Source organism: Pararhizobium sp. DWP1-1-3, assembly GCF_049896125.1.
Classification (GTDB): Bacteria; Pseudomonadota; Alphaproteobacteria; order Rhizobiales; family Rhizobiaceae; genus Pararhizobium.
This window is the reverse complement of record NZ_JAFCTR010000015.1, coordinates 84,709-104,861: the sequence shown is the minus strand read 5'-3', so window position 1 is coordinate 104,861 and position 20,153 is coordinate 84,709. Positions and strand designations below refer to the sequence as shown.

Annotated in this window: 21 protein-coding genes; 10 read left to right on the top strand and 11 right to left on the bottom strand. The window is 56.8% G+C overall.

Annotated features, from left to right (window positions below; genetic code table 11):
• Positions 1–153 precede the first annotated feature (153 nt).
• The 3 genes from ACP7BS_RS24310 to ACP7BS_RS24300 are packed head-to-tail and all read left to right on the top strand — an operon-like array spanning position 154 to position 2,826.
• A complete protein-coding gene (locus tag ACP7BS_RS24310; protein ID WP_426240184.1) occupies positions 154–945 on the top strand; it encodes an NYN domain-containing protein in 792 nt (263 codons plus the stop codon).
• Between the two features lie 10 nt (positions 946–955).
• Positions 956–1,255: a mobilization protein gene (locus ACP7BS_RS24305; RefSeq protein WP_426240149.1), complete on the top strand. Its 300-nt coding sequence runs from the start codon at positions 956–958 to the stop codon at positions 1,253–1,255.
• On the top strand, positions 1,252–2,826 hold the full coding sequence (locus ACP7BS_RS24300; RefSeq protein ID WP_426240148.1) for a type IV secretory system conjugative DNA transfer family protein: 1,575 nt from the start codon (positions 1,252–1,254) through the stop codon (positions 2,824–2,826). Before ACP7BS_RS24305 ends, ACP7BS_RS24300 begins: the two co-directional genes overlap by 4 nt.
• A 392-nt stretch (positions 2,827–3,218) precedes the next feature.
• Here the strand turns inward: ACP7BS_RS24300 and ACP7BS_RS24295 are convergent, their stop codons facing one another.
• Positions 3,219–3,449, bottom strand: coding sequence for a helix-turn-helix domain-containing protein (locus ACP7BS_RS24295; RefSeq protein ID WP_426233540.1), 231 nt, complete (start codon positions 3,447–3,449; stop codon positions 3,219–3,221).
• A gap of 145 nt (positions 3,450–3,594) precedes the next feature.
• Here ACP7BS_RS24295 and ACP7BS_RS24290 point away from each other — a divergent pair, with 145 nt between their 5' ends.
• Positions 3,595–4,278, top strand: a complete 684-nt coding sequence (locus ACP7BS_RS24290) for a hypothetical protein (protein WP_426240147.1) — start codon at positions 3,595–3,597, stop codon at positions 4,276–4,278.
• Positions 4,279–4,376: 98 nt separating this feature from the next.
• Complete coding sequence (locus ACP7BS_RS24285) at positions 4,377–5,027, top strand: hypothetical protein (protein ID WP_426240146.1); 651 nt, start codon at positions 4,377–4,379, stop codon at positions 5,025–5,027.
• Between the two features lie 140 nt (positions 5,028–5,167).
• Here ACP7BS_RS24285 and ACP7BS_RS24280 read toward each other — a convergent pair whose 3' ends face one another.
• The 9 genes from ACP7BS_RS24280 to ACP7BS_RS24240 form a co-directional block, all read right to left on the bottom strand.
• Positions 5,168–5,563: an XRE family transcriptional regulator gene (locus tag ACP7BS_RS24280; protein WP_112849324.1), complete on the bottom strand. Its 396-nt coding sequence runs from the start codon at positions 5,561–5,563 to the stop codon at positions 5,168–5,170.
• Complete coding sequence (locus tag ACP7BS_RS24275) at positions 5,563–5,859, bottom strand: type II toxin-antitoxin system HigB family toxin (RefSeq protein WP_112849323.1); 297 nt, start codon at positions 5,857–5,859, stop codon at positions 5,563–5,565. Before ACP7BS_RS24275 ends, ACP7BS_RS24280 begins: the two co-directional genes overlap by 1 nt.
• 286 nt (positions 5,860–6,145) lie before the next feature.
• Entirely contained in the window at positions 6,146–7,360 is a 1,215-nt protein-coding gene (repC, locus tag ACP7BS_RS24270; protein WP_426240145.1) for a plasmid replication protein RepC, read from the bottom strand.
• 179 nt (positions 7,361–7,539) lie between these two features.
• On the bottom strand, positions 7,540–8,553 hold the full coding sequence (gene repB / locus ACP7BS_RS24265; RefSeq protein WP_426240144.1) for a plasmid partitioning protein RepB: 1,014 nt from the start codon (positions 8,551–8,553) through the stop codon (positions 7,540–7,542).
• Positions 8,550–9,761 (bottom strand): plasmid partitioning protein RepA, encoded by a 1,212-nt coding sequence (repA, locus tag ACP7BS_RS24260; RefSeq protein WP_426240143.1) that lies wholly within the window; start codon positions 9,759–9,761, stop codon positions 8,550–8,552. The genes repB and repA overlap by 4 nt, the downstream gene beginning before the upstream one ends.
• 449 nt (positions 9,762–10,210) lie before the next feature.
• Complete coding sequence (locus ACP7BS_RS24255; protein ID WP_426240142.1) at positions 10,211–10,438, bottom strand: hypothetical protein; 228 nt, start codon at positions 10,436–10,438, stop codon at positions 10,211–10,213.
• Positions 10,439–10,788: 350 nt separating this feature from the next.
• Positions 10,789–11,187: a Ku protein gene (locus ACP7BS_RS24250; RefSeq protein ID WP_426240141.1), complete on the bottom strand. Its 399-nt coding sequence runs from the start codon at positions 11,185–11,187 to the stop codon at positions 10,789–10,791.
• Entirely contained in the window at positions 11,069–11,395 is a 327-nt protein-coding gene (locus tag ACP7BS_RS24245; protein WP_426240140.1) for a Ku protein, read from the bottom strand. The genes ACP7BS_RS24250 and ACP7BS_RS24245 overlap by 119 nt, the downstream gene beginning before the upstream one ends.
• A 354-nt stretch (positions 11,396–11,749) precedes the next feature.
• On the bottom strand, positions 11,750–12,115 hold the full coding sequence (locus ACP7BS_RS24240; RefSeq protein WP_426240139.1) for a hypothetical protein: 366 nt from the start codon (positions 12,113–12,115) through the stop codon (positions 11,750–11,752).
• A gap of 508 nt (positions 12,116–12,623) precedes the next feature.
• Here ACP7BS_RS24240 and ACP7BS_RS24235 point away from each other — a divergent pair.
• Together ACP7BS_RS24235 and ACP7BS_RS24230 are read left to right on the top strand one after the other, a co-directional pair.
• On the top strand, positions 12,624–13,079 hold the full coding sequence (locus ACP7BS_RS24235; RefSeq protein ID WP_426240138.1) for a hypothetical protein: 456 nt from the start codon (positions 12,624–12,626) through the stop codon (positions 13,077–13,079).
• Positions 13,076–13,759 (top strand): glycine-rich domain-containing protein, encoded by a 684-nt coding sequence (locus ACP7BS_RS24230; RefSeq protein ID WP_426240137.1) that lies wholly within the window; start codon positions 13,076–13,078, stop codon positions 13,757–13,759. Before ACP7BS_RS24235 ends, ACP7BS_RS24230 begins: the two co-directional genes overlap by 4 nt.
• Positions 13,760–13,839: 80 nt before the next feature.
• On the opposite strand, the gene ACP7BS_RS24225 is transcribed toward ACP7BS_RS24230, so the two are convergent.
• Positions 13,840–14,118, bottom strand: a complete 279-nt coding sequence (locus tag ACP7BS_RS24225) for a hypothetical protein (RefSeq protein WP_426240136.1) — start codon at positions 14,116–14,118, stop codon at positions 13,840–13,842.
• A gap of 510 nt (positions 14,119–14,628) precedes the next feature.
• On the opposite strand from ACP7BS_RS24225, the gene ACP7BS_RS24220 reads away from it, so the two are divergent.
• From ACP7BS_RS24220 to ACP7BS_RS24210, 3 genes are all read left to right on the top strand, one after another.
• A complete protein-coding gene (locus ACP7BS_RS24220; RefSeq protein ID WP_426240135.1) occupies positions 14,629–15,546 on the top strand; it encodes a DUF6929 family protein in 918 nt (305 codons plus the stop codon).
• Between the two features lie 503 nt (positions 15,547–16,049).
• Complete coding sequence (locus ACP7BS_RS24215; RefSeq protein WP_426240134.1) at positions 16,050–16,973, top strand: SDR family NAD(P)-dependent oxidoreductase; 924 nt, start codon at positions 16,050–16,052, stop codon at positions 16,971–16,973.
• Between the two features lie 205 nt (positions 16,974–17,178).
• Positions 17,179–20,046: an ATP-binding protein gene (locus tag ACP7BS_RS24210; protein WP_426240133.1), complete on the top strand. Its 2,868-nt coding sequence runs from the start codon at positions 17,179–17,181 to the stop codon at positions 20,044–20,046.
• The last annotated feature ends 107 nt before the right edge of the window (positions 20,047–20,153 follow it).

The following is a 20,153-nucleotide window of genomic DNA, read 5'->3' as shown; positions in this document are numbered from 1 at the left end:
TGAGTTGCCATGCAACTCGTAAGTGCGCCCTTGTAACTTCACTCGCTTCGCTCCCTTCGTCGGGATTATGCAAGACGCAACAACACCAGTACATATTTAGGGTTGTTCCAGACGACACGATATGTAGTCTCGGTACATCATCGGAGATGTGAAATGGCAACAGACAATTCCGGAACACTGGCCTTGCTGATCGACGGCGACAACGCTTCGCCAAAGATCGTCGTTGGTCTCATGGCCGAGATCGCCAACTACGGGACGGCCAGTGTCAAACGCATCTATGGCGACTGGACCGGGCCCAACCTCAAGGGTTGGAAGGAATGCCTGCTCGAACATTCGATTCAGCCCATTCAGCAGTTCGCTTATACGACCGGAAAGAACGCCACAGACGGCGCGATGATCATCGACGCCATGGACCTGCTTTACACCGGCCGCTTCTCCGGTTTCTGCATCGTCTCCAGCGACAGCGATTTTGCGCGGCTTGCAGCCCGCATCCGTGAACAGGCCGTCACGGTCTATGGGTTTGGGGAGCGCAAAACCCCTCGTCCCTTCATTACGGCGTGCGACAAGTTCGTCTATTTCGACGTGCTCAATGCGCCGGCCGAAGAGATCGAAGAGGCGGCGGTCCCCGCTCCCCAAAAGCCAGCTGAGGCCAAGCCTGCCGTTGCCAAAGCCGTGCCCAGGAAGGCGGGTCTGGATAAGGCGGCGCGGGCCATGTTGACCAAGGCTGTTATCGCCACAGCCGACGAAGACGGCCGAGCCAATCTGGCTCAGGTGGGCGGGCACCTGGCGAAGCAAGCGCCCGACTTTGATGCACGCAACTATGGCTTCCCGGGGCTGAGCGATCTCGTCAAAGCCTCGGGCATCGTCGATGTCGAGCGAGCAGCCGACAACCCAAAAACAATCCTGGTTCGCCTCAAGAAGACCTCGGCCGGCAATACGAAATAAAGAGATGAAGATGCCGCGCAAAACGATCGAACAGCGCATCTCCGAACTGGAAGAACGCAAGAAGATGCTCAAGGCACGGCTGGGAAAACAGGAGCGCGCCCAAGACACCAGGCGCAAGGTTCTGCTCGGCGCGCTGGTACTGTATCGGCTAGAGAATTCCAACGATGCCGATTCCACCCGCCGCCTCGGCGACTGGCTGCGCGCGGAGCTGCCGGGTTTCCTCACGCGTGATGGCGACACGGCCTTGTTCGACGATATCCTCCTGCCGGGGTCATCGCCTGAAGGGTCTAGCCATGGAAATCCGGAATGACGTTTTCCCGTTTTCTGAAGTCGGTCGTTAAGGCTCCGTTCCTGGCTATTGGATCCGCGATCGTCGGAGTGCTGTTTTCGGCACTGCTGTTGTTGGCCAACTTTCTCATTCATTTGATCGGTGGGGCTGAGCATGGGCAGATCAGCCAGTTCGTCCAGACAGTCGCCAAATATCTTCCGCTTGTGTTCGGCGTGGGTGGTTTCCTCTCGGCATTCATGACGGATGTCCCGATTTCTTCCGTGTTCGGCTCTGCGCGCTGGGCAACGGGCAAGGAACTGCAAAAACTCTCCGCAACAGATGACGGCGTGCTGATTGGTCGCGATCCGGAGACCGACACGCTGCTGCGTTACGACGGACCGGCGCATCTGATGACCATGGCGCCGACGCGAACCGGCAAGGGCGTGGGCACTATCATTCCCAATTTGCTGACCGCCAATCGCTCGGTGATCTGCATCGATCCGAAGGGAGAAAATGCCAGGGTCACCGGTCGTGCGCGAGAACAATTCGGGCCGGTTCATATCCTCGATCCATTCGGCGTGACGGGCAAACGCTCCGCTGCCTTCAATCCGCTCGACATGCTCGATCCCGACGGGCTCGATGTCGCGGAAGATGCCAACACGCTAGCCGACGCCCTCGTGTTCGATGAGCCGGGCGTGGCGGGTGACGCGCATTGGAACGAAGAGGCCAAGGCGCTCATTGCCGGCCTCATCCTCAAAATCGCGGTTGCGGAATCTCCGGGGCGTCGGCATCTCGGAATGCTGCGCGAATACTTGACGCTAGCGCCGGAGCGGTTTTCCGTTCTCCTTGCCCGAATGCAGGATATGGATGAGGCAGGCGGGCTGATCGCACGTGCCGCCAATCGCCATCTTGGCAAGTCGGACCGGGAGGCGGCTGGCGTTCTGTCGGCCGCACAACGCCACACCCATTTCCTCGACAGTCCGCGCATGACTGCCGTACTTGGGCGATCGGATTTCCGCTTTGCCGATCTCAAGCGCGACAACGTCACGGCGTTTCTGGTCCTGCCGCCCGATCGGCTCTCCACCTATTCAAGATGGCTGCGGCTGCTGATTACCCAAAGCCTCACCGACATGGCGCGCGATCCGGCCTCCCCTCCCCTGCCCGTGCTTTACCTGCTCGACGAGTTCGCTGCTCTCGGCCACCTGGCGCCGATCGAACGGGCCATGGGCCTCATGGCCGGCTATGGCGTTCAGCTCTGGCCGATCCTTCAGGACACGCATCAGCTGCGTGCCACCTATGGACAACGTGCCGGCACATTCCTGTCGAATGCCGCCGTCCTGCAGGTCTTCGGGGTCAACGATATCGATACGGCCGACCTCATTGCCCGCTCGATCGGCAAGACCGATGCGCAGTACATCACCAGGTCGTGGAGCGAGGGAAAAAACTCGTCCTCCGAACACATCTCGGCGCGTGATCTCATCAATGCCGACGAGATCATGCGGCTGCCGGAAGACAAAATGATCCTCTTGAGACAGGGGCAACGGCCGGCGTGGGTCCGCAAGCTCCGATATTATGCCGATCCGGAATTCAAAGGGGCTTTCGATCCAGCATGAACGACGAGACCGAACATCTATCGAAAACGCTGCCTTCACCCTCAATGTCATCATCGAAAGCGATGTGGAGAAACGGCAGCGTATAACGTTGGCCTATCAGGAAACCGAGCTGCTCGTCGCAACGATCCCGTTGGACGATGGCGACGCCCGCCCCCGCATTGAGCCTGCTTCAAGCGCGTTGATAGATACAAAGCGGCTGGAGACGTTGCCTGCACCGGATGGATGCTGAAAGCCGTTGAGGAACGCATCAATGAGCCAAATCTACCGGGGTGGAGAAAGCTGCGAAAGGTCATCGACCAGGCGAGCAAGCTTTTACCCCTGGAGGCCCCTACCCGTCCCTGAGACGCCGCAGGGCGGGAGCGGGCACTCTGCTTCAGGCCCTCTCCATTGGACTAATCTTTTGGTTTGGAGAAGCGGACCCCAACGCCACCGCCATTTTCCGGGATGAATTCTAGGCCCGCGTCTTCGAAGGCAGCTTGGATGACCTCCACGGTTGAATCCCGAAGCCGCTCGCCGCGTTCTAATCTGGCGATTGTATCGGGCGATACGCCAGCATTTTTAGCCAAGTCTCGGGTGCCCCAGCCGAGCGCCACACGCGCCATCTTACACTGGATCGGCGTCATTTCGTAACGCCGATACGATTAGTTGTTGAAATGTGATGCATTGGCAGATATCGTATCCATGTTACGAATTTAACTTTCCGGACCGTTGTCGGTATCGCCTACCACACGCGGCCTAACCAAAATCAAGCTGTTGGGAGCTCGGATCATGGCTGATTCTGAGAATAGCAGAACTCTGTCCGCAATTACTCGTAGAAATCATGATTCGAAGACATGGGCGGCAGAAAATCTGCCGCCCATCATTGATCGGCGAAATCTTCTTCCCGTTGCCGCACGTCTACTCAGTTCACGTGTCGTAGAACCCGATGGTCAGCCAAGAGCGCCGGGTCCAACGCCAGTAAGAGAGTTGTGGCCGCAATGGTACGCACTCTATCAGCGGCAAATGCAGGCTTGTCACTTCAGGAAAAAGCTTGAAGCCGAGATGTTGAATAATCCCGCCTCTGTGTCGGTGGCGCTGCAAATTGAGGGAGCCGATCGGCCGGTTGTCGTTCACTCCTTTGCCGACATCCAACGACTGTCCTTCCAACTGGACGCCGAACAGATCACCCAGGCACTCGCCGAACTTCGGCAACGTCGGCGATCATGGAAAAACGCCGACCGACGGTTGGGGTACAGTGCCGCTCTTGCCCTGGAGCAAGACATTGCCCAAGAGGCGGGGATAACAGGTCGTGTTATGGGGCTTATAAAGCCGTCTTCCCTGATCGAAGTGACCGCGAAGCTCCATTGCCTGATCGTCACGCAAGATCCCGCCCTGAAACTCAAAACGACCCCTTGGCCGGAACTGCGGACCATGCTGAAGGATCTCATCCTTATGGAGCTCAGAGGATGCTGAGCAACATCATCAAACCGAATCTGGCTAACGTTCCAGCAGATCTCAAGGGCGCGCTACTGGCCCTCCTGACCGATATCTAGCTGCAGGGAGCTCGGATCATGACTAAATCTGAGAATGACAGAACTTTGCCCGCGATAACCCGCAGAAAAATGCTTTTTGCCACAACAGCCTATCTGAGCGCCCTGACGGATCATACCGCCCCCGGCGCATCCCACCCCTCCAGTGATCAAGAAAGCATCGCCCCAGGAAACGTGTTGGCACTTTGGCGCGCCTGGTACGACGCGCATGAAGAAGGAAAGAGGCTGTGCCACCAGCAACAGAGACTGGAAACGGAAGTCCTGAAATCCGCCGGCGGTTTTCCAGTCCTACAGCTCGAGATACCGGGCGAAGACAAACCCATCGTCGTCAGCACCCGCCAGGAAATCGACAGCTGGTTACCGGGGGACGCAATGGCAGAAGAAAGGAAGACGGCGAGATCCGAATTGGCGGCCAGGATCAAGAAATGGAACGTTGCTGACGAGCAGTTCGGCTATAGCAGGACCCGTCATGCGGAAACCCAAATCGCGGGCATTGAAGAAGCTTCGGCAAACACCCTTTGGGAGGCGCCCGCTCTTACAACCTCGGACATCATTGCCAAACTTCATTCGATCATTGAAACAGAGGACCCCGGCTCTCACTTCAAGGAAAGGCCATGGCCGCAATTGCGGATAATCCTTGCCGACCTCGTCCGCATTGAACATCCCGCATGACGAATATGGGCTAGTGATATACAAGACAGACAGCGCATCATCTGCTTTGCGCGCTTCCCCTCCCCGTCGTAGCACATGCAGATTTCCTAGACCTTGGTGACGGTACGGATTAGTGCCGCAACAAGGTAACAGTACGCTCCTTAGGCGTAGGCCCGCTCAGGCTCTGCTAAATGGTAAGGTTCAACCAAGCGGTCGGAAGGGATGCCCCACTCTTTGTGGAGTCTATGGATCATATCGACGGTGAGGGCTCGCTTCTTGTTAAGCACCTCGGAGGCGCGCGGGGTCGAACCAAAAAGTTTCGCCAGATCGCTCTGTTTTCGACCGAGCATTGCCATGTGGGCCTTCAGGAACTCAATGGGCTCCGGCGCGTCGATGGGGTAGTGCTCATCTTCGTAAGCTTCAATCAGGACGGAGAGAACGTCAAAGCGATCGGCTTCCGCAGTTCCCGGATCCGGCTCATTGACAAAATACTGTTCGACCTCGGCAATGGCCCATGCGAGGTCGTCATCGTTTCGGATGGCTCTAATGTTTTCCATTACACTGTCTCCGGATCAATCGCGTCATAAGCGGCATGGGTGCCTATGAACTTGATAAGAACACGCTTGAAACGGTAGGAAACATGAACAATGAGGCGGTATTTGTTGCCGGAAATGTCGAAGATGAGGCGATTATCACTCACAAAATCGACATTGGAACCAAACATCGCCTTAACATCTGATGGCCCTACCCAATCAGCACCGTTGACTGTCGCATACCAGATTTTCAAAGGCGTTTCGGCTTGGTCATGAACCTCCCAAAACTTCTTCAATGTGGACTTCGCGACAACCTGCATGGCTTTATATATTCCCAATATGGGAATAAATCAACATGAAGTTGATCTATTCATCAGATGAACAGGGTGTTTCAAGGCCGTCCGAGAAGTACGGCGACGAAACCGCATGCGAGCACGATCACCATCCCGAAAGCGATGCTTTGAAGGATGCTCATCCGCTTTGCGCGCTTCCCGTCCCAGTCGTAGCTCATGCAGGTTTCCTAGACCGAAATAGTTAAAACCCAGTCGCCACCTTACCGAAAGGGGGAGCATCTCCCTAACAGGACGCCGACGACAGCGCTGTAGACTAACCCGCCTTTGAGACGGCCGAACTATTCGCACGCAACAACGCCATCAACATCGGGCCAAGCGAGAATTCACCGTCCTCCGCTCGTCGGGTCAGATCACGCAGATATCCACCGGCCGAGTTGATCTGCCCTCCCCTTTCCAGGATACAGGCCATCGCCGCTGCTGCATTCTCCGGCCCCATGATTTCGCAGGCGTTCTGGTACGCCGACGGACTAACGCCAAGCATCGACCGCACAACGACGGCCGCCGCCATCAGGTCGCGCCAGTTCCCTACTGATCCGCCTGGTCCATACATCGCGATCTCGGGGCACGCCCTCAACACCATTCCAAGCGGGAAAGCTTTTATCAGCTCACCTGCGGGTCTGATGGCTTGGCTCGGTTTTGCACCTTGCTTCGTTTCGGAGCTAGGTTCAGATTCATGGATGGAATCGGTATTTGAATTCTGTATGTGGCGTTCAATTTGAACAGCATTGCTGTCTGGTTTTTCTGAATTTACCTGCATTTCCAGCAGATTGACAATTTCGTCGCGCAGCATCTCCATTTCTTCAGTAATTGGTTCCAGATCACCAATCTGCGGCGTGCGTGGAAGGCGCCCCAGGAGAGCAATGTAATACTTCTCGATGGTTCCCCAGTCCCCCGCTGCCCCCTCCTCCATTGCAGCCGAGATCAACTTGCGCACATCCCGCCGGCAGATCGACAGCCGCTCCTTCGTAAGCCGGAAAGCTTTCCGAGCTGCTGCCACCTGCTGCGCCATGTGAGCAAGCTCCTCTGCGCGGGCAAGCATCGGCGCCAGGCTGAAGCCGAACGCGTCCTGGACCGCGCCGGCGTTGTCCTTGTGTGCGTAGCGTTTGCCGTTCGGACTATCCTTGCGGATGATCAGGCCAGCATCGACGAGGGCTGCGAGATGACGGCGTAACGTTGTACCCGTGATCCCGTGCGCGCGGACCGTCAGTTGATTGTTGGAGGGGAAGACAATCAGTCCCCTCTCCTCCCCCAGCTGCTGGTTAGGATAGAACGACAATAGTGCATTGAGCACCGACAGCGCCCGGTCCGTGAGGCCGAGCACCGCCCGGGCCTCACAGGCGTCGCGAAACACCTTCCACTTATCGACCGACCTTCCGGTCTTTGTTTCGGCCGTTGCCAGTTGCCCTTTCACCAGGGCAAGGGTCATCGGCCGCCGCCCAAAGGGCGTCGTCACACTTCCTAACTGCATCGTCTTTCACCTCTCAAAAGGCAAAAGAAATCCGCTCACCAAAACGATGCCAAAGACTCTTGACTGTGATTCCGGGAAATGCGATTCTCTGTCTTGTCACAGATACGAGAAGGGCTTCCACAGCGGCAACGTTTGGGGGCCTTTTTCTTTTGCGCCACTCTCCTAGTTTGGTTCTAAAATCAGTTCTTAGAGCGATACTCTTCGAACAATAATTGGAGTTGATCGAGCACGAAGGACGCAAATTCAGGTGCCCCCTTTCGATCGATCAAAATAGTCAACTTCGCGTCGTTGTAAGTAACCTTTGCTAACCGGGCTCCGTCTTGCGTGGCCCATACGTCAGCTTTAGTTTTCTTCACCCGAGGCTTGAGATGAGCAATGAGCGCTTTAAACCTCTGTTCCGACGCCATTTCTTGTATTTCAGGTTTGCGAAGAAAAACGGCTGCCCGATCGAGTGTTTTTGCGTTTGACACAAGGTCAGCCACTTCAATCCAGCTACGCCGGCCCACGGTTGGCGCGGGTCCAATTAAATCGATCAACTCTTCCGGTATGCGGGACACGACAGACAACATGTTCGAAAGGTCACTTTTGTAGAGTGACATCGCGGCCATGATTACGTCACGTGAAAAGCGCTGCTGCAGCCGCTGGGCGAAGCGCGCCTTCTCGATGTAGGTGAGATCTTGGCGCTCGTTGTTCTCCTGTCCCTGTGCAACGACGAGCTGCTCATCCGTGAGGTCGCGAACGACAGCATTAACGCCACCCCCGAGTTCCTTAAGAGCACGCAGTCGGCGATGTCCAAATGCTACCTGATACCGCCCTGCGTGTTCTGGGTGCGGTCGCACGAGTATTGGAACCTGCTGGCCTTGTTCACGGATAGAATTAACAAGGCGATCGTGTGCCTCCGCCGCCCCAAGCATACGATCAGGTACGAACGACGGATCGACGTCCGCTGTGTCCAGCGAAACGACCATCTGTCCCTTCGCTAAACGCTTCTCTATCTCCTCTGCTCGTTCATTGCGTCTACTGACTTCGCTCAAAGACTGACCGATCGCTCCGACGGGAGAGCGCGATGCATCTTGAATCAATTCCGGGGATCCAAGTATAGGTCTCCCCCTGCCCTTTGGAGCCCGGATTTCGCCGTCCGTGACCGAAACAGGTAGTGGTGTGAGGTGTGCGAAGACGTCTTTCCTGCTCATACCGCCCTCCCCCACGCCTTCTTGATCAGTGATTCAATCTCAGCATTGACGTTATTCATGGATTCAAGCGCTCGATCGTATGTCGCCCTTGTGAATTGCCCGCGCTCGACTTCGAATAATGTCTGATTTGTTAGACCGGCATCCGAAACCGCAGTACTTTTCAACATTGGATGTATCAGCACATGTTCGCTAAATATTGACCGAAGGAACGCTACCATTTGGTTTTGCGGGCCATCGCTTGGCTCAAAGCGAGTTACCAGATAGCGCATCCAATTGTAGTCGGAACGGGCACCGGCGACGGAAATCTCCTCAAGTAAATCTCCAGTCATAGCCAGAAATTGGTTCATCGACATTACGTCCAGCATTTGCGGATGCACGGTGACCAAAACGGAAGTTGCGGCAGTTAAAGCCGATAGGGTGAGGTAACCGAGTTGCGGCGGACAATCGATTACTACGACGTCGTAGAGGTTCTGCGCCTGCGCGATTGCCTGACCTATGCGAGCAAAAAAAAGTGTATCGCCAGTTTGGCGCTTCATTAGTGCCCTTGGCGTATCGTGCTCGAACTCCATGAGCTCCAGGTTACCCGGAATGAGGTGGAGATCAGGAATATATGTAGCTCGCACAATCTCAGCGATCGGTCTCGGTTCATCATAACGAATTGCCCCATACAGTGTCTCATTCGGTCCGACATCGATCTCAGGCTGGTGGCCGTAAAGTGCGGAAAGGCTGGCCTGAGGATCGAGGTCAATTGCAAGCACGCGATATCCGCGGAGCGCGAGAAACTGTGCCAGATGAGCAGCTGTAGTTGTCTTGCCAGACCCGCCTTTGAAATTCATCACAGCAATGACTTGCAGTTCCTCGTCGCCACGGCGGTGTGGCAGGTAACGACGTCCACCCCTAGACCCTTGATCGAGATGCTTTCGCAGTTCGTGGATGTCTTCGACAGAATAGGCTCGACGGCCCGCGCTTTGGCTTGCTGTCAAGTTTGGCATCTCTGCGGCAATCTGACGAAGATAGCCCTCGCCTATTCCGACAAGCTTAGATGTCTCAGCTGGTGTGAAACTTCGGATTCCTTTTTCTGAATGTGGGGGGAAGACGCTTGCGTGATGGGCCTGCAGTTGTGCAGAAAGAGCTGCAGAGTGCCGCTGAATAAGACCTTTGAGGTCCGATGCGTTTGGCGATATGTTTTTCGCAGCGGTCTGAGTCATAAATCTGTCCAGTTTTTCCAACTGCGGTTTTTGTCGAAGAATTCGTTTGAGACCGCAGTTGCAATCTAAGCGCCGATTCTTGCAACAGAGCAAGACCTTTTTAGTTAACGAAAAGTTAACGCGTGGTTTTATGCCCAGTTAGCCGCGGCTAACTGGGTCAAAAGTTTGATAATGAACAGACGAATAGACGTTGATTATTAACCTAAGCGCTCAAGGCCGAGTCGGCGGTTAGCCGCGGCTAACTGCACTATCGTGGCATTAACTCACGTGTTCCGGACAGGTGTTGGTGTGGCGCCATTTGACAGGTCATCCCCGCCTTAAGCGTCCCAGATTGTTCTCGCTAACTTTCCTCTGCTCAGTGCCGGCGCTGTAGATTCTATAAACGCCTTCCACCGTAGATAGCTATGCTAAGCTGAGCTATGCGGTTGCGCATTAAGCCACGTTTGGGCTCAGTCAATGAGTTCAGTCTCGCCGTCAATCTTGGTCCAGGTCAACGACCATTCGTCCATACTGCCTTCGTTGTGGGTGTAGGTTTCATGGTCAGAAACCTTGGCGTCTGTCGTGACCAATTCCGGCGGAGCGGCGCCGGGAAGATCAAGAACGCGCAAATAGTCCCGCAGTTCCTCCAGATCGCCCACCTTCTTGATATCCGCCGGCCGGGCTTTGATATTGTCCATGCATAGAAGGTCATGGCGCGTCCTCAGTTTCCGTAGAACATCAATCACTCATTTGTTCCTATGGCTGACCGGTTCCTTAATGACCATCGATCTTTGTCCATGTCACCGACAATTCATCCAGCTTGCCTCGTTTCTGGCTATATGTTCCATGGTCGGTACCTTCGTACCGAGAGTGACAAATTCCGGCAGTGCGATGCCCGGAAGGTCAAGTTCCCGCAGATAGCCGCGCAGCTAGTCAACATGGCCCCCATTCTTAATGGTTTGACGGCCAGGCTTTGATATCGTCCACGTGTAGAAACTCATTGTTACCCAATTTACTCAAAGCTGGTGCTTGGACCGGGCGCCGAAGACTACCGGCTACGCTGCTTATTTTCTTCGAGGCTCTTCTTTAGTGCCGCCTTGATGTCGATGACATTGTCGCCGCCGGAAGATTTTTTATTCGCCGCTTTTGCCGGCTTCTTCATCGTCTTCTTCTTCGCGGCTATCAGCTCTACATATCGATCCTGAATGAGATCAGAGATGGGAGACCATTCCTTCGTCTGCTTCTGGATCAGCTGCTTCATCAAAGGAGCAAGGCCGCCCTCCGGCTGCGCCTTGATGCCAGAGAAATATTCCTCCTCGGGCCTCACCTCATCGCCGTAGCGAAGCGTCCACAGGATAATGCCCTCGTCGCGTGGTTCGAGCATCACCGCGCGCTCCCGCTGGCCGAATACGAGACGCGATATTCCCACAACATTCTCTGCTCGCATGGCATCGCGGGATCACCGCAAAGGCGTCTTCCCCAACCTTGTCATTCGGAACGAGGTAATGAGGCTTTTCGAGCCAGATCCAGTCTATGGATTCGCGCGGCGTGAACTTCTGGATTTCGATCGTCCACACGCTTTCGAGCGCGACGGCGTCGATTTCCTCTTCCTCCAGAATTATGTACTCGCCTTCGCCACGCTCGTAGCCTTTCACCTGGTCCTCAGTGATGACCTATTTGCCGATGACTTGGTCCACATACCGAGATGCTACCCGGTTTCCCGTTGCCCGGTTCATAGTGTGGAAACGCGCGCACCTCCTCGGTGTCGCTGGTCGCCGGTGACAGGCAGAAGGCGGCTGACCGTCGAGCGATCGACCAAGACGCCACGCCGGTGACTATTGCCTTCCTCGACAAACGCTATAACACGCGCACGCAACTCAATCGGATGCGGCTTGACCATGGTCGTTCTCCTTCCATGAGCCAAGTGAATCACAGATCACCAATTTCGGGAATCCTGAATCAGGAAAACCGCGAAGTGCTTAACCGGGCGGGGCTTCGGTCCCGCTTTTTCATTCGCCCCTGGCAACTTTCTCTTTGGCATCCAACTTCTTCAGCGTCCGGATCATATCGGCAGCCTCGAGCATGGCATGACCGAAGAGCACATCAGGAGCCGAGGCGATTGAGGCCGCGATGGTCTCAAGATCAACCACCTTGTCCGGTTCCGTCTTGCTCGGTGCTGTCCCTACCTGGTCGCGGCCCTCGCGGATCGTTTTAACGGCACGCTCCAGCAGCCGACGCTTTTCGAATGGCGTCAGGTTTCCGATGTCATTCGCGGCTCTCACCAGTTCGAAAATGAAGTCGGTAGTTGTACTCAATGGACCGGCCTGTCTTCCGTTTGCCGAATTCAAGATTGAGTAGGGCGGCCCATCGTCCACTACCGCTTCAGTGTTCTAGACATCTTGATGCCTGATCCGTTTCCAGCGTAGGCTCACATGGGTGAAATGATTATGGCCGTCACGGGTGTGGCAAGAAAAAACCGGCATCACGATCACCGCCCCAACTACTGCTATGAACTTTTTCCCACAAGAAACGTACTGAAGCTCCCATTATTGGCAGCGCTCGGCTCGATGACCAATCCTACTCGCGCCCTTCAGCTGCATGGGAATATGAATGCAACCTGTTGCCGAGCACCACAACTTCGTGCATATATATGAGCATCGATGAATGTATGGCGTCGGTTTCTTCCAATTCAAGATGGAGCTGGACAGAAAATCGGCGCAGACGGCGTGAAGCACTTGACGGTGTGGGTTCCAGATTTGCCGCAAAGCGAAACTTGCCGCGATCTGACCCAACCAATTTTCAGTTCCGCAGGTCGAGCATGTTGTCGGCCCTAATTTACCAGAGATAAATTTTTCGTGGATCACGGTCCACAAGGAGATCATGATGGCCAAAGAACCGGACCCAATAAAGGGGCTGAAAACCAATGCGTTGGTATCCCGGCTACTGGAAGCCGGCAGTGAAAATGCTGTTGCATTCACCGGATTTGTTGCGCCGGCGACCCGGGAGGGGCACATACGGCTGATTTTCCGGCTCAATGAGCTATCCGGTGGTATCGAGATCGCCGAAAGCGACATCGTCGCAACCGCCGACTTGCCGAAATCCAGTCTCGGCGCGGTCGCCGTTTGGGTCCGGCGAGACGCAGTCATCAGCCAGACCAGTTCTACGAGCGCACAAGGTGCGGCCTTCCCAAGGCAGAACGGAGCCATGGCGGATGTGCGGCGAGCTGGGCTTCGCATGAGAGTTAGGGCCCAGGCTCGCGATACTTGCACCTGCGAAATTATTTGCGATGGAACACACTGCGTGCCATGCACCTGCCAGTGCCTGGCGCAAGCTCAATGACCACGGCCGCGCCGACTTCATCAATCGCTACGAATGACCATGCTGAAGCTCTAGCGTTCGAAGCACCGTATCTCGTCGAGAAACTGTTGAAGGACCACGTCGTCAGTTCTTCCGAAGAGGCAGAAGCGCTCTTCCGCGAGGTAAAGCGATACCTCGTTTTGACGGCGTCCAGCCCCACAATCGCCTGGGGGATGTATTCGCTCAGGATCGATCAGATCTGGCACCAGTTTATTCTATTCACACGCCAGTACATCGAATACTGCAGGGCGAATTTCGGAAAGTACATTCAGCATGCACCGAGTACCGCACCGGCCGTAGACGGATTGCCGAAAATGGCGCCGTCGACGCTGGATATGTTCGCAGAGCGGTACGAAGAACTGTTCGGCGAGCCGCTACCTGACCTTTGGTACGACGAGAAAAACGTCACGCTTGATCGGCGCATCGTCAATTCTCGCAGCCACGCCTTCCACCTGCAGGATGACGACGACATGGTTGAACTTTTGAGCAATGAGGGTGAAGCGGTGTTCGCGGTCGACCAGACGGCCCGGTCAGCTCTGGAATTCATCGCGCATAACGGCAGCTTTTTCGTGCGCGAATTGCCGGGCGAAATCAACGACGAGCAAAGGATTGCACTTGTTTCGACGTTGATCGAATACAAGCTCCTCAACCTGGCAAGTTGAAAGAGAAGCCGTAAATCGCGAAGTGGCGTCCTGTTTGTCCAGTCCGGGGGAGGGGAGGAGGGTCGGAAGCGCTTTGCCGGTCACGGCAGTTTTCTCAGCTTTGCCAGGCACTGCTGATAGGTCTCAAATATCCACGCCTTGCTGGCATCAAAATGGATCATCGTCTTGCGATGTTCCTCCAGGATCAATTCGGTCATGCGCAACGCCGTCGCCTCTATCGAGAGTGGCGTTGCGGTCTCCAGCACCACATCCACGGTGTCGAGATAGCTCTCCCACATCGGCCGGCCTTCGAACTGGATATTCTCCGGGTGACCATCTTTTCTGCAAAGAGCACGGGCCGCCGCTTCGCGCGGGCTCATGGGTCTCTTGGTCATATGCCTCCTTCAGCCCGCCCTTGCCGTCGGACTCGTGATCGTGGAGTTTGCCCTCTGAGTCAGCATTGGTGCCATAGTAACAATGGATATTTGGTTACGAAGCCTCCTGGGAAGCTGGGCCTCGAGTTATCGGGAAAAGGGACAGGCCGGGAGCTAAGCGCCTTACTTGGATGAAGTTGCGATTTCATCTCATCGGAGTTCACGCCCCCAGCGTCGAGACGGAAACGGTATCTTTACGGTTCTGCGCGACGATACCGGCAGCCTTCCCGGTCGCCAGGGCTGCGAGCGATAATGCAACATTATCAGTTGTTATGGCGCTGAGACGAGTGGTGCGGTTAGAGCACCATGTGACGCGTAAAGCGCTCATAACAGATTTGCATTTGAGACTGTTTTCGCCAAACCGACGGCCTTTGCGCCTCTGAGAAAATCGAAGTGTGCACGGTCTTCGGGGGAGGGGAGGTGGAGCTCCCCAGTTCAGCCTGCTAAGACACGGCAATGATCAGCCTGACCAAGATACGCGAGCTCATTATCAAGGCGCCCTCTACGAGGAGGAGGCCCTTGCACATCAGTGCGGCGAGCGGGCTCGTGTGTGTCGGTTCGACCCTGTACGTCGTCGCCGACGACGAGCTTCACCTGGGCGTGTTTTCGACAACCGAGCCTCAACCCGGCGATTTGATCCGCCTGTTTGATGGCGCGCTGCCAGACATTAAGGCTGAGCGGAAGCGGCGGAAACCTGACCTGGAGGCGCTTGTCCTCATTCCGCCCTTCCGGAGTTTTCCGCATGGCGCCCTCCTGGCCATTGGCTCGGGCTCAAGACCAAACCGTCGCCGTGGTGCCCTGCTCGGCCTCGACGCAAACGGCGCGGTCTGCGGTTCGCCTCGTGAATTGGATTTATCGCCCATCCTCGGTCCACTCAAAGACGCGTTCCCTGAACTCAACATCGAGGGCGCCGTCGTTTTTGGGGATGAGTTGCGCCTGTTCCAGCGCGGCAACAAGCGGCAGGCCGACAACGCGATCATCCGCTATCCGCTTTCGCGAGTTCTCGACGCTTTGCAGAGCCCACGCGCCAATACCGTCGAACCTTCCACCATAATTCGGCTGGACCTCGGTTTGATCCGGGGCGTTCCCTTCTGTTTTACCGACGCAACGGCGCTGCCCAACGGCGACATGGTGTTCTGCGCCGTCGCAGAAGATACCGAAGATGCCTATCGCGATGGACCCTGCATCGCAGCTGGCATCGGGATCGTCGACAATGACGGGCAGTTGCTGTCCTTGCAGCGGCTCGACCGGCCGTACAAGGTAGAGGGCATAAGCGCCCGGCTGGACGGTGATCGGCTGGATCTCCTGCTGGTCACCGATGCCGACGACCCAGGAACACCGGCAGCGCTGTTTTCCACTTCTATCCCGAAGTAGCTGTGGTCCCTTGAACTGTGCCAAGCGGTTTCGCTGAGACCAATGTGGGGCTGGCATACTCCGAAGCCGCGCCGGCTACGCCTGCTAGGGTTAAACGGCCAGCGGCGACTGTCTCACCGGTTAATGTCCTATCGGCTGGAGCGGAAATCACTTCGCGCCACCATTCCGGTCCTTCATACCACGCGCTGTCTACCTGGAAGGAGTCAGTCTGATGTTACCGGCATGTCTCAGTCACCTTGATGGTGACTGAGTGCTCGCTCACATTCTGACCGTCGTTTAATATTCGGAAGATTTGCCACGGCTCGCTTCCCGTCGATCGGGCGATGCAATCCGGCGCATCGTGTTGCCTGCCCTTCGGTGGTTTGATAGTTTGGCGGTCTGCAAGGCAAGGTATATCTCTGACATCGCCCTGATCCTCGAGTGCCGATCATAGCGACGATCAAATTCTTGGGGGCAGATTGCAAGTAGTTCAAGAACCACTGCTGACCGGGTTCGGAGCCGCCATGTCGGCTATGGAGGTAGTGCGCGACGCGGACCTAACGGGACGGGTTGCTGTAGTAACTGGTGGTTCGTCCGGTCTCGGGCTTGAGGCGGTCCGCGCGTTGGCATCGTCCGGGGCGCGCGTACATGTTCCCGCTCTCGACCCTGTCGCTGCCCGCGCGGCGTTGAGCGGAACCGACAATGTCGATGTGTGGTCCCTTGATCTTGCGGACGAGGCATCAGTTAAAGTTTTCGCGAACGCTTTCCTCGACCGATGGGGTCGGATCGACATTCTCGTTCTCAACGCGGGCATAATGGCGCAGCCGCTTTTCCGTGATACGCGTGGACATGAGGGCCATTTCGCAATCAATTTCCTAGGACACTATCAGCTCACGGCGCTGCTGTGGCCAGCGTTAGTGGCCGCCCGGACATCGCGAGTAGTCATCCTGTCATCCCGGGGACACCAGATATCCGATGTCGATTTCGAGGATATCGATTTCGTTCGACGTCCCTATGATAAGTGGATGGCTTATGGTCAATCCAAGACAGCGAACGCCCTCTACGCGGTGGCGCTTGACAGGCGTGGCCGCGCGAATGGAGTTCGCGCATTTTCTGTTCATCCGGGGATGATCGTCACACCGGGAATCCGGCATCTATCCCGATCCGAGTTCGACGCTGTCGGCGCGCTCGAGCCAGACGGGTCTCCGGTGATCAATCCGGCTGCGGACAAAAAAACACCCGGGCAGGGCGCAGCTACGACGGTCTGGTGCGCAACCTCCCCACTTTTGAATTCTCTAGGAGGAGTATACTGCGAGAACTGCGACATCGCGTCCGTCGAGACCGAAAGCCCCTTCGGGGTGCGCCCTTATGCGATTGACCCGGAGAGGGCCGAAAGGTTGTGGCGTAGGAGCGCCATGATCACGGATTTAGATATTGAAATAACTTGAAGCATAATGATGCCTTTCAGCGACCGACGACGGCACGACACGGACTGATATCGCCAGGAGAAGATGGGTGGCCCGCTAATTGTTGCCAAAAGTTTCTCGAGTTAGCATTCTATGCGTTATCATTCTCCGACCCGACTGGATCGAATATGATGCGCCGCGTTACTGGCCGCGAGCTGACACCGCTTTTCTTTAAGGGCCGATCAGGATGGAAGGGCAGGCATTTCCAAACGCAACGGGGGCGCCGGATGTTGCGACATCCTTCGGCGATTTCCGGCTGTACCCGGGACGTCACCTCCTAGTCAGAGACCAGGAGCCGGTACCAATCGGGTCGCGAGCGCTCGACATCCTCATCGCGCTGACGGAACGGCCTGGCGAGCTCCTGACGAAAGACGAACTGATCGCGCGCGCCTGGCCGAACACGATAGTCGAGGAATCGAACCTCAGAGCGCAGATCGCCGTGCTTCGGAGGGCGCTCAGCGAAGACCAATCCACGGCGCGCTACATTGCCGCCGTCCCTGCGCGGGGCTATCGGTTCATTGCGCCAATTTCCCGCTCGGAACTCCCGAACGGGGCTACCGAGGATGCAGCGCCGAATAGCCTTCCACGGCAACTGACGCGACCGATCGGAAGGGAGGAGGCAATCGAAATCCTTGAAGGACGGGTTCAACGGTCTCGTCTTGTCTCCATTGTCGGTCCCGGCGGCATCGGAAAGACAACGGTCGGCATCCGTGTGGCGGAAGAGCTATCTTCATCGTATGAGCATGGCGTGTGCTTTCTGGATCTGGCACCGCTTCGGGATCCTTCGTCGCTTCCGTCCGTCCTGGCATCACAGCTTCGGCTCCCGGAGATCACGGGCGATCCTGTTTCCCTCTTGACCGCGCACCTGCGCGACAAGCGTATGCTTCTGGTGTTCGACAGTTGCGAACTCGTTCTCGACGCCGCTGCAGGACTGGCGGAGATCCTGCTCCGGGAGGCTCCGGCTATCGGCATTCTGGCTACCAGCCGAGAGGCATTGCGGGTGGAGGGGGAGAGCGTCTACAGGCTTCCCGCACTCGATATGCCCCCGCTTGGCTCGGGTCTTACGGCTTCCGATGCTCTGGCATTTCCCGCCATCCGCCTTTTTGTGGACCGAGCAACTTCGTCCGGAAGTGAGTTCACGTTCGACGACGACGAAGCTCCGATCGTCAGCCACATATGCCGTCAGCTCGACGGAATTGCCCTGGCAATCGAGCTCGCTGCCGGTCGGGTCGAGGCGTTTGGCACCCGAGGAATAGCGGAGCTTTTGAATGATCGGCTACGATTGCTGACAGGGGGCAGGCGCACCGCTCTTCCACGTCACCAGACGCTGGCTGCCATGATTGACTGGAGCTACGGTGCGCTTTCGCGCGAGGAGCAGGCGGTGTTGCGAGGGCTCGCCGTGTTCGCTGGTGAATTCGGGCGCGAGGCCGCCGCAGCCGTTGCTTTCGATGCGCTCGCAAACGAACGCGATGTACCGGGGCAACTCGCGCAACTCGTGGCGAAGTCCCTTTTAGCTGTTGATACGCACGGCAAGGCGGCACGATACCGGTTGCTCGATACGACACGTGCCTTCGCTGCAAGCAAATTGCAGGAAGAAGGGGAGGTAAGCCTCGCCGTCCAGCGTCTTGCGAGATATCTGTGCGAGACCCTCGAGCATTCGGCAGAGGAAGTGGAAACCCTGTCAAGCGAGGACTGGCTGCTCAAGTACGGGTCACAAATCAACAACGTCCGCTACGTTCTCGACTGGGCGTACGCCGACAACGGCGACGCCGATGTAGGGGTCGCCGTAACTGTTTCGGCAATTCCGCTCTGGTATCAATTGTCGCTGGTCGATGAGTGCTTGACGTGTGTGCGCCGCGCACTGCTTGCCATCGATCCAGGGGAAAAGCGGGATGGGCGCGCCCGTCAGGTCATGCAGCTCTATAGGGCGCTCGGTCTCTCGCAGGCCTTCAAGGTCGGGTTCGCGCCACAGGCTCCTGCCGCGTTCGCAAAGGCACTGGAGATAGCCGAAGAGCTGAGCGACGTCGACGCGCAGGCAGAAGCCCTGTGGGGCTTGTGGATCGCGCAGGTGGGTATGGGCGAGTATCGGGCATCGCGCGATAATGCCGATCGGTTCGTGAGGCTTGCTCGTAACGGCCTCGACAGGTTCATCGGCGACCGCATGCTGAGCATGACGCTCTTCTGTATGGGAGATTTCCGGGGTGCCCGTCGCCACGCCGATCTCATGCTGGAGCACGATATCTCGACCGAGCTTCCCCCTGGCGGGTTCGTCCGGTTCAGATTTGGTCAGTCCGTTTCGGCGCGAATACAGCCCGCTCAGCTCCTGTGGATGCAGGGCTTCCCGGATCAGGCCGTGCGCGCCGCCGATGCCGCCGTGGAGGCGGCACGCACCTCCGGCCACGCAATTTCGCTTTGCGAAGCATTGGCCCGGTGGTCATGTCCAATCCTGGTTCATGTCGGGGATCTCGCGGCGGCTGATTTCGCGATCACAGAACTGCTTGATTTGGCCAAACTGAACGGCCTGGGTCCGTGGGAGGTATTCGGCCGCTGCTGGAAAGCGGCCCTGCTGATCCAGCGGGGAGATCCCGAAAGAGGCGTTCCGCATCTCCGCAGCGGACTGGCGGAACTGCGGCAGGTCAAGCTTTTCAACCTCTACAACGTCAGATTTGTCTGCTTCCTGGCCGAGGGCCTCGCCTCGCTCGGCGAGCACGCCGAAGCGCGCGCCCAAGTGGAGGCGGCCATTGCCGCAAGCGAGCATAAGGAGGAACTCTGGTATATTACGGAGCTCTACCGTTTGAAAGGTGAAATCCTTGCGAAGTGCGCACATGGCGACGAAGCCGAGCAATGCTATCTCCATTCCATGGAACTGGCGCGACAGCAGGACGCACTTTCCCTGGAATTGAGAGCGGCCGTTAGCCTTTCTCAATCGGTTTTGGGACGCGGCGACAGAGCTGGAGCGCGCGAGCTTCTGGGCACGGTCTATGAACGTTTCAGCGAAGGTCTCGATACCGAGGACCTGCGCGCGGCGAAGGCGATCCTGGCCGAACTGTCCTGATCCAAACTTTCCGTTCCGCGGACGCCCGCTTGACCGTCACACAAGAATTCACCGCGATTCACTGGCTGGTGACCGCCGTGTTCTGTCATCTTGTGCCCGTCGCCGGA

What these genes read in the sequence shown, in the direction of transcription:
- ACP7BS_RS24310 (WP_426240184.1), top strand. Translation starts at nt 154, where the DNA reads ATGGCAACAGACAATTCCGGAACACTGGCCTTGCTGATCGACGGCGAC.
- ACP7BS_RS24305 (WP_426240149.1), top strand. Translation starts at nt 956, where the DNA reads ATGCCGCGCAAAACGATCGAACAGCGCATCTCCGAACTGGAAGAACGC.
- ACP7BS_RS24300 (WP_426240148.1), top strand. Translation starts at nt 1,252, where the DNA reads ATGACGTTTTCCCGTTTTCTGAAGTCGGTCGTTAAGGCTCCGTTCCTG.
- ACP7BS_RS24295 (WP_426233540.1), bottom strand. Translation starts at nt 3,449, where the DNA reads ATGACGCCGATCCAGTGTAAGATGGCGCGTGTGGCGCTCGGCTGGGGC.
- ACP7BS_RS24290 (WP_426240147.1), top strand. Translation starts at nt 3,595, where the DNA reads ATGGCTGATTCTGAGAATAGCAGAACTCTGTCCGCAATTACTCGTAGA.
- ACP7BS_RS24285 (WP_426240146.1), top strand. Translation starts at nt 4,377, where the DNA reads ATGACTAAATCTGAGAATGACAGAACTTTGCCCGCGATAACCCGCAGA.
- ACP7BS_RS24280 (WP_112849324.1), bottom strand. Translation starts at nt 5,563, where the DNA reads ATGGAAAACATTAGAGCCATCCGAAACGATGACGACCTCGCATGGGCC.
- ACP7BS_RS24275 (WP_112849323.1), bottom strand. Translation starts at nt 5,859, where the DNA reads ATGCAGGTTGTCGCGAAGTCCACATTGAAGAAGTTTTGGGAGGTTCAT.
- repC (WP_426240145.1), bottom strand. Translation starts at nt 7,360, where the DNA reads ATGCAGTTAGGAAGTGTGACGACGCCCTTTGGGCGGCGGCCGATGACC.
- repB (WP_426240144.1), bottom strand. Translation starts at nt 8,553, where the DNA reads ATGAGCAGGAAAGACGTCTTCGCACACCTCACACCACTACCTGTTTCG.
- repA (WP_426240143.1), bottom strand. Translation starts at nt 9,761, where the DNA reads ATGACTCAGACCGCTGCGAAAAACATATCGCCAAACGCATCGGACCTC.
- ACP7BS_RS24255 (WP_426240142.1), bottom strand. Translation starts at nt 10,438, where the DNA reads ATGGACAATATCAAAGCCCGGCCGGCGGATATCAAGAAGGTGGGCGAT.
- ACP7BS_RS24250 (WP_426240141.1), bottom strand. Translation starts at nt 11,187, where the DNA reads ATGCGAGCAGAGAATGTTGTGGGAATATCGCGTCTCGTATTCGGCCAG.
- ACP7BS_RS24235 (WP_426240138.1), top strand. Translation starts at nt 12,624, where the DNA reads ATGGCCAAAGAACCGGACCCAATAAAGGGGCTGAAAACCAATGCGTTG.
- ACP7BS_RS24230 (WP_426240137.1), top strand. Translation starts at nt 13,076, where the DNA reads ATGACCACGGCCGCGCCGACTTCATCAATCGCTACGAATGACCATGCT.
- ACP7BS_RS24225 (WP_426240136.1), bottom strand. Translation starts at nt 14,118, where the DNA reads ATGAGCCCGCGCGAAGCGGCGGCCCGTGCTCTTTGCAGAAAAGATGGT.
- ACP7BS_RS24220 (WP_426240135.1), top strand. Translation starts at nt 14,629, where the DNA reads ATGATCAGCCTGACCAAGATACGCGAGCTCATTATCAAGGCGCCCTCT.
- ACP7BS_RS24215 (WP_426240134.1), top strand. Translation starts at nt 16,050, where the DNA reads ATGTCGGCTATGGAGGTAGTGCGCGACGCGGACCTAACGGGACGGGTT.
- ACP7BS_RS24210 (WP_426240133.1), top strand. Translation starts at nt 17,179, where the DNA reads ATGGAAGGGCAGGCATTTCCAAACGCAACGGGGGCGCCGGATGTTGCG.